Source organism: Anaerolentibacter hominis, from assembly GCF_032380675.1.
GTDB lineage: Bacteria > Bacillota > Clostridia > Lachnospirales > Lachnospiraceae > Anaerolentibacter > Anaerolentibacter hominis.
This window is the reverse complement of the sequence record NZ_JAWDIX010000005.1, coordinates 158,560-172,721: the sequence shown is the minus strand read 5'-3', so window position 1 is coordinate 172,721 and position 14,162 is coordinate 158,560. Positions and strand designations below refer to the sequence as shown.

Here is a 14,162-nt window from a genome sequence, read left to right as displayed (position 1 = left end):
TTCCTATTATTATTCCAGATTGGCATGGTTTTTCCGAATGAGCCCGCCGGTGAGGCCATCCATCTCCATCCGGCAGGCAACCACACCGTCCAGAATCAGTGTTAAAGCGGCTTCTGAAAAATTGCCCTGCAAGTTCCCCTTCATAAATACCTCCGCCCGGTCTTCTGGATTATTCACCTCCGGAATCGGCGGGATCGCGACAACACAATCGCAGGCCCGGGGAATTCTGGCCTCCGGATGCATGGTAAGCACCGCGGTTCTGGCCCCATGCTGTTTTGCTTTATGTACCACGTCCAAAGTCACCTGGGTATTTCCAGAACCGGACCCCACAATCAGCAGATCCCCAGGCTGAATACTGGGCGTACAGACTTCCCCGACCAGATAAGTCTCATGGCCGGTCTGCATCAATCTCATGGCAAAGCCTTTCATGGACAGCAGGCTGCGGCCCGCCCCTCCGATAAAAATCCTTCCGGCCTTTTTTATCTCCTGTGCCAGGCTATCCGTCTCATTCGGGTCAATCCCCCCGATCATCTCACAAATTGCGTTCCACTCTGCCAGTGCGGCATCTCTTGCATTCATATTATCCCTCCATTCCCAGCATTGGAAAACAAGGCTCTCGTGAAGTCCCTTCCTATCCCTGCATGATCTGTTTCATTTCAAGTACCACCGCTCTGGGATCTTCTGCCTTCGCTATAGATGATCCAACAATCACAAGATCCGGCCGATGCAAAACGGCCTTTTTTAGTGTCTCACAGTTCAGGCCACCCGCCACTGCCACTTTGGTCCTGGAAACCGTTTCCCTCAGTATTCTAAGCGGTTCCTCCGGACTGGTGCTGGAAGCCACCGATACCGCCCGATGTATGCAGATATAATCGGCGCCCATCTCATCCAGCTCCGCCCCCCTCTGCGCAATCTTATCATCTGGTACCCCCATCATGTCCACCAGGATTTCTTTTCCGTAATCTCTGGCGGCTGAAATTGCCTGCCGGATCGTATCATCCCAGGTCCTGCCCGATACGGTGGTAAGATCAGCTCCGGCTTCATAAGCCATTTTCGCGATCCCATACCCGCCGTCCATTATTTTATAGTCCGCCAGAATCTTAACTCCCTGCAGGGCTTCCTTAAAGATACGGATTGCCCCGATGGGATTGGCGTAGCAGAATGGCGTTCCAAGCTCCAGTATATCAATCAGGTCTTTGACCTCTTCCGCGACTTTAAGCCCCTGTTCCATGGTAATATCGTCCAATGCCAGCTGTAATTTCATCTTAACTTACTCCCCTTCCTCTATACACTTGCTCTTTTTTTGGTTTTCAGAGAATCCACGTATACAACAACAATAATCAGAATTCCAAGTATTACCTGCTGCCAGAACGAATTAATCCCGTTCAGGTTTAAGCCATTGCGCAGAGTAGCTACAATCAGTGCCCCGACAATTGCTCCCAGGACGCTGCCCTCACCGCCTGCCATGCTGACTCCTCCCACAACAGCAGAAAAGATACCTTCAAATTCATATCCAGTCCCCGCAGAGGACTGTACCGATACCATTCTGGATGCCAGCAGTATTCCGGCAATTCCTGCCATAATGCCTGCCAGAATAAAGGTTTTGAGGGTGACCAGTTTTACATTGATTCCTGACATGGCCGCGGCCTCTTTGTTGCTCCCAATCGCATAAACACTTCTTCCGTATGTAGTTCTCTTAAGCAGGAAAGTCAGCAGTACGGCAAAGAATGCCACAACATAGACCGGCACTGGTATCCCCAGAAGCCGCCCGCTTCCCAAAAATGACACCTTGCTCACAGCCTCCTCCGGAGCAATATTCCGGATAGAAATCGTCCCGCCGTTATTTAACAGCTTTAATATTCCCCTGTATACCCACTGCCCGCCCAGCGTGGCAATAAAGGGAATCAGGCCCAGCTTTGTCACAGCGGCACCGTTCAGGAGGCCGCACAGGGCGCTGCAGAGCACGCCGATCAGCAGTGCCAGCCACAGATTCATCTTAAAGGTGGTTAATAATATAAATACGACTCCTCCGCTTAACCCTACGATGGAGCCCACCGAAAGATCTATGCCTCCCGCGATAATTACAAATGTCATGCCCATAGCCAGCATCATATAAACCGCCGCCGACAGCAGAATCTGTGTAAAATTAGCTGCACTCCGAAAGGATGGCGTAAACAGGGAAAGGAGTATAAATATCGCCGCAAATATGCCAATGGGTCCTAAATTTGACCAGGCACTGCTGTTTTTGATTTTTAGATAGAATTCCTTCATTTCATATCCAATGCATGCCATCTGCGGCCGGGCCGCTTACAGGTTCCCCTTGGCAGATGACAACCGCCCAGTTAAAAGGCTGAAGATGGGCAGTACGCAATCTCCTTCTTTTACAATTTCCAGCCCTTTTCTATTAATCCATATCTTCGCTTCCCGTTGCATAAGCCATAATCCGCTCTGAACTGATTTCCGTTTTGTTCAGTTCAGCAGCAACCCTGCCGTCCCGAAACACCAGCACCCGGTCGCTCATACCAAGGATCTCCGGAAGCTCAGAGGAAATCATAATAATGCCGATCCCTTCATCGGAGAGCTGATTCATCAGCTTATAAATCTCATATTTCGCTCCCACATCAATTCCCCGGGTAGGTTCGTCGAAAACAAGAACTTTCGCTCCCCGCAGAAGCCATTTGGCAAGAATTACTTTCTGCTGGTTCCCGCCGCTTAAATACTGCACCTTCTGCTTCATGCCGGGTGTTTTTACAGCCAGCTTCCCGCAGAATTCCTCCGCTTTTTTTCTGACTGCCCTGTCTTTCATGATGCCGTACCTGGAGAGTTCTTTAAGGGATGCCAGGCTGATGTTGTCCTCCACCGACAGGCCCAATGCCAGGCCATCCTTTTTCCGGTCTTCGGTCATATAGACAAATCCATTTTTGATTGCCTCCGCAGGCGTCCGGAAAAGTACCTCTTTTCCATTCATGAAAATCTCTTTGTGATCTACGGGATAAGCTCCAAATATTGCCTTCATGGCCTCCGAGCGCCCGGCTCCCACAAGTCCGGAAATCCCGAGAATCTCTCCCGCCCTCAGCTCAATATGCTCCACATTCAGTTTGGACTTATATCTGACCTGGTTTGCCTCGAATATTACATCCCCTATCTTCCGGCTGTACACCGGACAAATATTTGCCATGTCCCGGCCAACCATGAGCTTGATGATCTCGTCATTGCTGGTATCTTTATAGTCCATGGTTTTAATATGTCCTCCGTCCCGGAGCACAGTAACCCGGTCTGCAATCTGCTTCAGTTCTTCCAGCCGGTGGGAGATGTAAATAATTCCTGCTCCCCGCTCTTTCAAATCCCTGATAATTTCGAAAAGATGTTCAATCTCATTGTCGGTCAGGGAGGAAGTAGGTTCATCAAAGACAATAATCTCGCACCCGGAAGATACCACCTTGGCAATTTCAATCATCTGCCGTTCTGCGATGGACAGATTTTTAACTAGTGTGGTGGGCGCGATGTCCATCTTAATAACGTCCCTGAGGACTTTCTCCGCCTCCTTTACCGTCCATTTATCATCTATAATCCCTTTTTTGTTCCGAATCCGTCCCAGAAAAATATTATTAGCCACATCCAGGTGGGGGCACACGTTCAATTCCTGGAACACTACGCCGATCTTGTGCCCGATCGCATCCAGCGCTCCTGTGATTTTAACTTCCTTCCCGTCCAGCAGAATACTCCCCTCATCTGGCTGATAAACGCCGTATAATGTTTTGATCAGCGTCGATTTTCCGGCTCCGTTTTCCCCTACCAGGGCATGCACCTCACCTCTTCGCAGATCAAAGGACAGGTTCTTTAATGCTACCACTCCTGGAAACCGCTTGGTAATATTTCTCATCTCCAATAATTCCGCCATATGGTTCCCCCTTTTCTCAAATCCGGAAATGCCTCCAATCCGGCATTTCCGGATATACTATCCTGTTAAACCGGCTATTCAATATAGTCCAGGGGGAAGAGCAGCTTCTGCATTTCTTCTTCCTGCATCTTTTCTCTAAGCACTACCGTGGAACCGGTATCATTTGTCGTCCGCTCCAATTCCTCTCCCTGTATTGCTTTCAACGCCGCTCCAAATCCCAGATAGCCCATCTGATAGGGCTGCTGAACGGTAAGTGACTGGATGATCCCATCTTCCATCAGGGCAACAGTATCATTGTTCGCGTCGAATCCGCACAGCTTGATATCACTTCGATCCAGCTGAACCAAAGCATTGGCGCATCCGGCACTGCGTACCTCGTCTATGGCAAAGATGCCTTTTAAATCCGGGTTGGACTGGACGATATCAATCACCTGAGAAGTACATAAAGACATATCTGACTCAGAATAGAGAATTCCAAGAACCTCAACATCCGGATAGGCTTCCTCCATCCGCTCTGTAAATCCCTTTGCCCTGGCCGTGTTGCTGGTACTGGACGGACCGCCCGCAAAGATATGTACTTTGCCTTTCTTACCGATCAATTCAGCCAGTGTATCGGCTGTCTTTGCTCCCGCCACTTCATTATCTGTCGCAAAGGCGGTTACGTAATCCTCGGAGGAAATCAGAGTATCCACCAGAATAACCGGTATCCCCTGGGCCTTCGCTTCCTGGCACGGAGCAATCAATGCATCCTGATCAATCGGCGAAAGTACGATTGCGTCCGGTTTTGAGTTAATTACGTCATAAAGAGTATCAACCTGAACCGAAGCTTCCTCCTGAGAGGGATATATCACTTCATAATTAATGTCCGCTTCCTTTGCAGCCTGCTCAAACCCTCCAGATACAATAGTCCAGAAATCAGCGACTCCCTTTGGCACGAAAACAATTCTGTAATCCGCTTTATCCTCTCCCTCGTTCTGTGCATTTTCATCGTTCTGTCCTCCTGGATTATCTGTCTGAACCGGTTCCGTATCCTGAGAACTGCAGCCCACAGCTGTCAAAACCATACATACTGCCATAAACAGGGCAAATAACTTCTTTTTCATGTACAACCTCCTTATTTCTTCTCACTCTCACGAAAAAGGCTGCGGCCGCCAGCCATTTTGTGCATTTGTTAATCGTCTTCATCTATTAACCTGATTAATTGATTAATCCTATTATTTCATCATTTTTTATATTCGTCAATATTAATTTATTTTTTTGTTATGATTAACAATTATTTTATAAATTTCTGTACATATTGCATAATTTATAGACAATTATCAGGGGACCGAAGTGTTTCTTGACAGATATATGTGTTTACATTAGAATATAATTAACGCAGTTAATGAATTGACCAGAATGATAGAATTTTTTACCAGAAATGGAGATTAATATGAATGTTACGTCACAAGAACAAAGTTCGGGAAAGAATATGGGTGATATGCTGGATCTTAACCGTGCCCTTATTCTCCGCTACCTGCTGCAGAATGAAGGGTGTTCCCGGGCGGAGCTGGCTAAGTATACCGGCCTGAAACAGGCTTCCATTACAAAAATAATCAAAACCTTAATCGAAAATGGAGTTGTAAAGGAGACTGGATTTTCCGCGGGACAAAAAGGCAGGCGTTCCATCGGCCTCTCTCTCTCTTATTCCAGATATCATGTTATCGGTGTAAAGTTATCCTGGAGCTGTCTGAAGATATGTGTTTATGATTTTTTGGGAAATGCTGCGGAGGAAACGCTGTCGTTTCCCTTAGAGGAACGCTTCCATCTGCATCTGATGGATTATGTAGTGGATCTGATCGACCAGCATGTACACGCGCTGCTGAAAAAATATCCGACCATACTGGCCGCAGGCTTCTCCCTCCCCGGTCCTTTTGACCCCCGGGACGGGGTGATCCTCAACAACAGGACTCCGGGAAGCCATGAAATAATCACCATACCCATCTGTGAACGCATCATGGAGCGTCTGGAACTGCCCGTCTTTTTTGAACATGACGCGAACGCCGGGGCAATGGCATATTGGTGGTTTCATCTGGGCTGCGATCCCCAGAAGGTACTTCTGCATATATTGGCCAGCGAGGGTCTTGGAGGCGGCATCATTTCCAATGGTCATACTCTCACAAATTTCGGATCAAGAAAAACGGAATTCGGGCATATCTCTGTAGATTATAACGGACGGCTCTGTCCCTGCGGCAATCGCGGCTGCCTGTCGGAGTACTGCTGTTTCGAGGCAATACAGCGCCAGATCAAAGAGCAGCTATGCCGCTTCCCCGGCAGCGTCCTCGCCCAGTACAACGAAGTTACGCCGGACCAGTTTTTTCAGGCGGTTCACGGCCATGACCCTCTGGCTTCCGGCCTGATCACTGATATGGGCAGATATCTGGGGTATGGCTTGTGCAGCTTCATAACAGAATTTTGTCCTGACATTATTGTCATCAGCGATATCATGGCGGCGGGAGGAAATCTGCTATTAGACAGCATCCACAGCGTTATTAACGAACGGCTGTCTATTTTCTTTCAGAAACCAGAGATAGTGCTTTTGGACCCGCAATATGATCTTGTACTATTGGGAGCCGCTACAACAGCTATTCACAATGTGCTGTTAAATCCTACCCGTTATATGATTAACCGAAAAGCAGAATAAAAAGCAGAAGCACCGGAAAACTGTTGTTTCCCGGTGCTTCTGCTTTTTAAATACGTCATATTCTGTTATGTTTACTTACAGTTCCTGCAGCGCTTTTATAATACTGTCGATACTCTTCTTTGTAACTACAAAACTCCGGTTACCGTCTATCTCAAGGGTATAGAAGCTGTGATCATCATAAGGAAGAAAACTCCAGTTCATCTGTGCGCCCCCATCGAGGACAATCGTAATATGCAAAATAGGATCTTCGTCCTCAACCTTCTTTTTCATTTCGCTGTCAATTTTCAGATTCAGTACCTGATTGCGGACAGAATCAAACTTCTCCAGAGAAATTTTCTTACCGTTTAAATAGTAGTCTGCCTCGTCATCGTCCTTAATCTCAGCTTTCAGGTCATAGGTTTTTCCATTGTAATCCAGTCTGTAGCCGGATACACCTGCCAGATTTCCCCCGTAGAGCGCCTTGCTTACATAAGTATACGGGTCCATCTTCAAAAAGGCGCTGGCATCGGTATCGTTAAAGGTATTCACATTGTTGGAAAGACTGGTCTTCACATAATAATAGTGGTTCTCATCCTCCCCACCGAATTCTATCGTAAAGGATTTCTTTTCTCCGTTCTCCATATAATCCAGCGTCAAAACCAGTTCCGGATCGTCAAATCCGTACTTGGAAAAATCCTTGCAGTCGTAGGCGACGCACTCGGAAAAGACAATTTTGTTGAGCCGTCCGAAAAACAGTCCTAGTTTCAGCGTATCCGCATAGACAGTACCGGCGTAAGGCGCCTCGATACTCCACATATTAAAAAGCTGATCCGCGGAATCATTCTTTTCCAGTTCCAGGACAATGTCCCCCTTCTGGTGCCAGGACAGGGCAGTCACATTATCCTCGTCAAACTGAGGCAGTGTTTCCACTGTGGTCAGCTGTCCCGGGGAGCGGTTGACACTCTCATACAAGCCTTTGTCCATCAGATAAAGTGTATCATCGTCGCCGAACGTCCCATAGCAGCCCAGATCCGCGGGATTCTCATCCCCATAATTGATCCGGACCGTCTTGCCCTTCTTTAATGTCACCTCCAGAACCAGTCTCGGATCTGCCAGCCCGAACTGGCTGATGTCGGCATCCTCCACCTTCTTCTTGGCAATGACCTCCGTTAGTCCATTTAAAATCTCTGTAACCTTCTTTTGCTCCAGAACAGCGTCCGGGGTATTCTTATTCACCCACACATCCTGCTCTTTCTTGAGCTCAACCGGATCTTCCCCGGTCCGCCGGTAAGTTATCTGCTCTATATCTTCCGGAGCAATCCGGGCTAAAATAATTCCTTTCGCGGACTCCTCTTTCTTTGCTTTAAACACAGAAGCTCCGATATAGATGCCAACCACCGCTACCAGAACAACCAGCAGAAGAACCAGATTTCTCTTTCTCTTTTGCTTTAAGGTTGCCATTATCTTCTCCTCCTTTTAATCCAGATCACCAGACCAGAAGCAATAAAGATCAGCGGAATCACACCTACCACAATAATTGCCCAGGCCGTTACCTGGTTGCCGGTTGTGACAACATACTGCTGTTCCAGAGTTCTGACCGGGATAGAAAGACCTGCGCTGCCTCCCGTCATATAGGAAATGATACTGGTTGTAAATTCTGCATTGCCATACTGCCCGCCTGCCAGAATGGTATCAGAGAGGAAATAGCTGGTGGACATCACCCACATTTTCCCTGTCTTCCCATCCACGGTTTCTTCCGCGATAAAGGACAGCTTGAACGGGCCGTCCACATCGCCCTCTTCTTTGGCAGTCGTCTCAGATTTTGTATTCTTCTTTAAATATGCTTTGTCCGACGTGTAAAGCAATGTCTTTAAGGATACAGAAGAGCGCACCGTATCAAGCTCCTGCAGTCCTTCCGAGAACGGAACGATCATCGTCTGTCCGTCGGAAAACACCTTGGCAATCGACTCATGGAACCCTACCTTCGGTAGCAGATAAGTCGGATAGGAGCCCTGATAGTATTCCGGGTCCTCAATAATGACGCCCGGTTCAATTCGCATGCCATAATATTCTAACAGGCTGTCCAGATTCGGCGTTTCCTCTGTTGTATACTGAAGCAGGAAAATCACATTTCCGCCATTTTCCATATACTCTTTGATCCGGTCCGCCTCATCCTTGGATATATCATAGGAGATACCATTAAAGAGCAGAATGTCGCAGTCCTCCGGTATCGTGGAATCCACAAACATATTCAGGTTTGCCAGTTCAATATTCTGTTTGGATAATGTTGCCTTGATGGACTCGCCCAGAGCTGTCTCTCCATGGCCTCCCACATAGTACATTTTAGGAACATTGGTCGCCGTAACCCTCTGCAGCGCCGCCGTGATCTGTCCTTCTACATCCACACCGTTTACTTCAACATCCACGGTGGTATTTTTGTAGGTCAGCATATCATCATAGTCCACATATTTATATGCTCCCGTGTTTTCATTAACCACGATAACACTGTCGGATTTTACTTCTGCGTCGGTGTAATCTGACGCGAAATTAGGATACAGAACCGGGTCTTTCTGTACTACTTTGATTTTACTGGACAGGGAATTGTACTTGTCCACGATCTTCTTAATTGTATCCGCTTCCATTCCCTCCTGGGCGATATAATAGATCGTGATATCGTCTGTAATTCCCTTCGCCACCTCTTTTGTGGCATCGGTCAGAGTAAAGATGGAATTGGCACTGACATCCAGCTTCAAATCCAGTTTGCCCACCGCCAGATTTACAATGAGTACAATAACGATCACCGCAGCCATCATAATGGTACTGTAGGCACCGGAACGGAAATTCCGGCTCTTTACATTATACTGTCCGGAAGAAGTTGCTTTGGTATTTGGTGCTTCAATCTGCTCCCGGTCCTTCTGGTTCCCGGAGCCTTTTTTCTCAGATAACGCCATACTCTCTCCTCCCTCCTAATTCCATCTTCTCTTCTTGATGGTCTGAACCGTCAGGAACCAGAAGACGAACATAAGACTAATATAGTAAACGACAGATGCCAGATTCAAAATTCCAAGACCAAACTCACTGTAGCGCTCCAGCAGAGAAAACCAGTTTAAGAGCTTTACAACCAGGCCGTCATAAAAGCTTGGTTTAAATAAATACAAAGCGGTCAGAATCACCTCGCCCACACCGGCGATAATAATAGACACATTGATGTTCTTCATCAGCAGATAACTGATAATCGCTATCAGGATCAGAAGACCGCTCATAATCAGCCATCCGGCAAAATTGCCTGCCGGGATCATGCCGATAATAAACTGGATCAGATAAGTTACAAGAAAAACCAGGAACGAAACAACCGCCGCAATCACCTGGCTTTCCGTTGTGGACGAAATAAACATTCCGATTGCCAGATAGGCGCCGCCAAGCAAAGCAAAACCAAAAATATTCGCATAGGCCAGCGGGAAGTCCACATTGCCGAACTGGCTCAGTATAATCGGATACAGGCAAATCACACCGATAACAATTAAGTACAGAGTATAAACGGCGAAAAATTTACCGGTGATAATCTTCTCGATGGTAATAGGAGAAGTATATAACAGCTGATCTGTCTTGGATCTGGTTTCTTCCGCAATCATACGCATCGTAACAGTAGGAATTAATATAATAAACAGAAATGCCACCGACTGCAGAACATAGTCGAAATTGGCATAGCCGGCCCTCAGGTTGTAGGACACAAAGTAAATACCCACAACGATCAGAAAGAGTGCAATAAATACTACGCCGATCATAGAAGTAAAATAAGACCGAAGTTCCTTTTTATAGACCGCCCACATTTATGCTTCCTCCTTTTCCGGTTCATTTCCGGACTCTTCCGGATCTTTCAGATTTTTTGCTTCTGCTCCATCCATGGAAGTGGTCAGCTTAATGAAGACATCCTCCAGAGACATTTCCCGAAGATTCATCCCGTAAATCGGAACATTCGCGCCGGCAAAGGCATAAAATACCTTTTCCCTCACATCCGTATCTTCCTGGGCGTAAATATGGACATACAGCAGGCCCTCTTCCTCATCGGGCTCCGTCTCCACGCTGACAATCTCCGCGATGGAAGCCAGAATGTTTCTTACCGTCTCCTCATCCGCTTTCACGGAAACATCCAGGCTGTTCGTCCCGGACAAATGTCTCGCCAGATTCTTCGGTGTATCCCTGGCGATTAACTTGCCCTGATTAATAATCATAACCATGTCGCACACCGCGCTTATTTCCTGCATAATATGAGAGCTCAATATAACTGTATGGTTTTTACTTAAGTTTTTAATCAGATCCCTGACTTCAATAATCTGATTTGGGTCAAGGCCAACCGTGGGCTCATCCAAAATAATGATCTCCGGATTGCCTATCATGGCTCCGGCTATCCCCGTACGCTGCCGGTACCCCTTGGACAGATGCTTGATCAGACGGTTCTGGTAGCTGGTAATCTTGGTCAGCTCCATCGCCTCCGCCACGCTTCTGTTTTTCTCGGCCTTCGGCACGCGCTTTAAGTCCGCCACAAACAACAGGTATTCCTTCACCGTCATATCCACATAAAGAGGCGGTATTTCCGGCAGATACCCGATATTTTTCTTTGCTTCCTCCGGCTCGTCCAGAATATTGTGCCCATCTATCGTAACCGTTCCTTCTGTCGCCGATATATAGCCGGTAATAATATTCATTGTCGTGGATTTACCGGCTCCGTTCGGTCCCAGAAAGCCGAGAATCTGTCCCTTCTCTACGGTAAAGCTCAGATGGTCCACTGCATAATGATCTCCGTACTGCTTCACCAAATTCTCAACTTGAATCATTGTTATCCTCCATTCCGAAGCGTTTACGCCGCTTACAAACACCGGCACGCTCTGCGCACCGTCTTTCTGGCAAGGAATTTGTGACGCTTCGGCACAAATCCTTCATTTCTTTATTCGCTGTCAGATACCCGCTCCGCATCGTACCGGCACCTGAACCAATTCTATACTAGCAACATAATAAAGCATATTTGCGAAAAATTTGTGAACGCTTAACTTCTGCTATACTCTTTTGTGCGCTGATGCAGCATCGGTACCGAAAAACCGCCTAATTGCGGCCGAACTCGGAAAGCTCAAGCCCCTCGTTCCGCTCCAGCACCGTCCTGATACTCCAGGGATGCACAAATATCAACAGCGGATTTCCTTTCAGATCTCTTATCTTCTTCGTATCCGTCGTCACACTCAGACTGTCCACGTCAATTTCTTTATTCTCAATCCAGCGGATATGCTCATAGGGCAGCGGGTCCAGTCGGATCTCCACATTATATTCGGATTCCAGCCGGTATTTGAGCACATCAAATTGCAGGACACCCACAACTCCCACGATGATCTCTTCCATCCCAGTATTAAACTCCTGGAAAATCTGAATCGCACCTTCCTGGGCAATCTGGTTAATTCCCTTGATAAACTGCTTCCGCTTCATGGTATCCATCTGACGCACCCTTGCAAAATGCTCCGGCGCGAACGTAGGAATCCCTTCAAACTCTATGGTCTTTCCGGTACAGATCGTATCCCCGATAGAGAAAATACCTGGATCAAACACTCCGATAATATCCCCCGCATAAGCCTCTTCCACGTGCTTGCGCTCCTGGGCCATCATCTGCTGGGGCTGGGACAGACGGATCTTTTTGCCTCCCTGCACATGCTGCACTTCCATGCCCGCCTCAAACTTGCCGGAACAAATTCTCATAAACGTAATCCTGTCCCGGTGGGCTTTATTCATATTCGCCTGAATCTTAAATACAAACGCGGTAAAATCCTCCTGGAACGGATCTACCAGGCCTTCCTTTGACAATCTGGGCAGAGGAGTCGTCGTCATATCCAGAAAATGATTTAAAAATGTCTCCACGCCGAAATTGGTCAGAGCCGATCCAAAAAATACCGGAGACAGCTTTCCCCGCTGCACCTGTTCCAGATCAAACTCCTCACTGGCTCCATCCAGCAATTCAATTTCCTCCGCCAGCTTCGCATGCAGCTCTCCCGTAATCAGCTCATCAAGTCCCGGATCACCCAGCTCCGCCTCAATCGCCTCAATTTCCTTCTGTCCGTTATTGGCGGCCAGAAAACGGGTAATCTTCTTTGTCTGCCGGTCATAAACACCCTTAAAGCTCTTGCCGGAACCGATCGGCCAGTTAATCGGGCATGTCTTAATGCCTAAAATCTCTTCGATCTCATCCACCAGCTCAAATGGGTCGTTCGCTTCCCGATCCATCTTATTAATAAACGTAAAAATCGGAATGTGCCGCATCACACAGACTTTAAACAGCTTAATCGTCTGCGCCTCAACGCCCTTCGATCCGTCGATCACCATCACAGCGGAGTCTGCCGCCATCAGGGTACGGTACGTATCCTCGGAGAAATCCTGATGCCCCGGCGTATCCAGGATATTAATACAATAATCTTTATAGTTAAACTGCAAAACAGAAGAAGTAACCGAAATCCCCCTCTCCTTCTCTATCTCCATCCAGTCCGAAACCGCATGTCTGGCGGCCTTCCTGCCTTTCACCGAACCGGCCAGATTAATAGCGCCGCCGTAAAGCAAAAACTTCTCGGTCAGAGTCGTCTTACCTGCATCCGGATGAGAGATAATTGCAAATGTCCGTCTTCTCTTTATTTCTTCCTTTAAATTCCCCAAAATAAGTCCTCCTAGATATGAGTCAAAAATCGTCTGCGACGAGTGAAAATCTGCTGCGCAGAGTGAAAGTCGCTTCGCGAGTGTTTTTCTTCTATATTCAAGTATTTCCCTTTTTTAGCAACAAAGTGGGCAAACCCTCAACAACTCCGCATTTCACTCATGAGAAGTTTGCACACTTTGCGCGCCGAGCGTGGTCAGCTTAGCTGACATTCTCATATCACGCGAGTGCGCATCCCGCGGAGCGTTTCAATGATATAGGAAGCACAGCTGCCTATATCATGAAAAAAGGGCACCGTTTTGATTTTATTATAAAGTGCTGGGAATTGCAAGAAATAAGACAAAGGAATAATGAAGAGCGAAGAATGAAGAACGAATCAGGGCTATTACTTATATATTAATGTTACTCTTTTCTTCTTTATTGGATTTTGCTGTTTTGATAGATGCAATTAACAGCCTTTTAAGTTCCAGACATGAATTCTTGAGTTGATGATACTGATCGTATTCTTTCAGATATTTCTGCTTTTTCTAATAAAATAAGCCAGTATTCTGTCTCAGATGCTTCCTTTAAAGCAATATGCATCTTACTAATAAAATCTGCTCTGCTTATGGCGTACTTGGCTTCATAAATATTAGCACCAATACTCGTACCACTTCTAAGAAACTGTTTCGATAAAACAAATTCCTTCTTATCAATCAAAAACCTGTATAAATCAATCACCTGCTCCGCAAAAGCAAGTGATTTTTCACTAAGGTAATCTCTTCCAGCCCTCTCAATCACCTCCATTTATAGAGAACATTACAATTTAAATTCTTCCTTTCCGTTCTTCACTATTCACTATTCACTTTTCCTTGCCCTTCCGTTCTTCATTCTTCCCTAATCGCTGCCCTTCCGTTCTTCACTCTTCATTATTC

The 14,162-nt window shown here is 46.9% G+C and carries 12 protein-coding genes; 1 reads left to right on the top strand and 11 read right to left on the bottom strand.

The window, feature by feature from the left end; all coding sequences use genetic code 11:
* Positions 1–9: 9 nt before the first annotated feature.
* The 5 genes from ABCW47_RS14180 to ABCW47_RS14160 form a co-directional block, all read right to left on the bottom strand.
* Complete coding sequence (locus tag ABCW47_RS14180) at positions 10–579, bottom strand: SIS domain-containing protein (RefSeq protein ID WP_343210595.1); 570 nt, start codon at positions 577–579, stop codon at positions 10–12.
* Positions 580–631: 52 nt separating this feature from the next.
* Positions 632–1,264 carry an orotidine 5'-phosphate decarboxylase / HUMPS family protein gene (locus ABCW47_RS14175; protein ID WP_343210594.1) on the bottom strand — a complete coding sequence of 211 codons (633 nt, stop codon included), beginning with the start codon at positions 1,262–1,264 and terminating at the stop codon, positions 632–634.
* Positions 1,265–1,284: 20 nt separating this feature from the next.
* Positions 1,285–2,292, bottom strand: a complete 1,008-nt coding sequence (locus ABCW47_RS14170; RefSeq protein ID WP_343210593.1) for an ABC transporter permease — start codon at positions 2,290–2,292, stop codon at positions 1,285–1,287.
* 112 nt (positions 2,293–2,404) lie between these two features.
* Positions 2,405–3,901 (bottom strand): sugar ABC transporter ATP-binding protein, encoded by a 1,497-nt coding sequence (locus ABCW47_RS14165; RefSeq protein WP_343210592.1) that lies wholly within the window; start codon positions 3,899–3,901, stop codon positions 2,405–2,407.
* A 74-nt stretch (positions 3,902–3,975) separates the two neighbouring features.
* On the bottom strand, positions 3,976–5,004 hold the full coding sequence (locus tag ABCW47_RS14160; protein ID WP_343210591.1) for an ABC transporter substrate-binding protein: 1,029 nt from the start codon (positions 5,002–5,004) through the stop codon (positions 3,976–3,978).
* A gap of 329 nt (positions 5,005–5,333) precedes the next feature.
* Between ABCW47_RS14160 and ABCW47_RS14155 the strand changes: the two genes are divergently transcribed.
* On the top strand, positions 5,334–6,584 hold the full coding sequence (locus tag ABCW47_RS14155) for an ROK family transcriptional regulator (protein WP_343210590.1): 1,251 nt from the start codon (positions 5,334–5,336) through the stop codon (positions 6,582–6,584).
* Between the two features lie 75 nt (positions 6,585–6,659).
* Here ABCW47_RS14155 and ABCW47_RS14150 read toward each other — a convergent pair whose 3' ends face one another.
* The 6 genes from ABCW47_RS14150 to ABCW47_RS14125 all read right to left on the bottom strand — a co-directional run bounded on the left by ABCW47_RS14150 (position 6,660) and on the right by ABCW47_RS14125 (position 14,034).
* Positions 6,660–8,024 carry a DUF4340 domain-containing protein gene (locus ABCW47_RS14150; RefSeq protein ID WP_343210589.1) on the bottom strand — a complete coding sequence of 455 codons (1,365 nt, stop codon included), beginning with the start codon at positions 8,022–8,024 and terminating at the stop codon, positions 6,660–6,662.
* Positions 8,024–9,514 carry a Gldg family protein gene (locus ABCW47_RS14145; RefSeq protein ID WP_343210588.1) on the bottom strand — a complete coding sequence of 497 codons (1,491 nt, stop codon included), beginning with the start codon at positions 9,512–9,514 and terminating at the stop codon, positions 8,024–8,026. The genes ABCW47_RS14150 and ABCW47_RS14145 overlap by 1 nt, the downstream gene beginning before the upstream one ends.
* A gap of 15 nt (positions 9,515–9,529) precedes the next feature.
* A complete protein-coding gene (locus ABCW47_RS14140) occupies positions 9,530–10,393 on the bottom strand; it encodes an ABC transporter permease subunit (protein ID WP_343210587.1) in 864 nt (287 codons plus the stop codon).
* Complete coding sequence (locus tag ABCW47_RS14135) at positions 10,394–11,398, bottom strand: ABC transporter ATP-binding protein (protein ID WP_343210586.1); 1,005 nt, start codon at positions 11,396–11,398, stop codon at positions 10,394–10,396.
* Positions 11,399–11,663: 265 nt separating this feature from the next.
* A complete protein-coding gene (locus ABCW47_RS14130) occupies positions 11,664–13,250 on the bottom strand; it encodes a peptide chain release factor 3 (RefSeq protein ID WP_343210585.1) in 1,587 nt (528 codons plus the stop codon).
* Between the two features lie 457 nt (positions 13,251–13,707).
* Positions 13,708–14,034 carry a four helix bundle protein gene (locus ABCW47_RS14125; protein WP_343210584.1) on the bottom strand — a complete coding sequence of 109 codons (327 nt, stop codon included), beginning with the start codon at positions 14,032–14,034 and terminating at the stop codon, positions 13,708–13,710.
* Positions 14,035–14,162 lie beyond the last annotated feature (128 nt).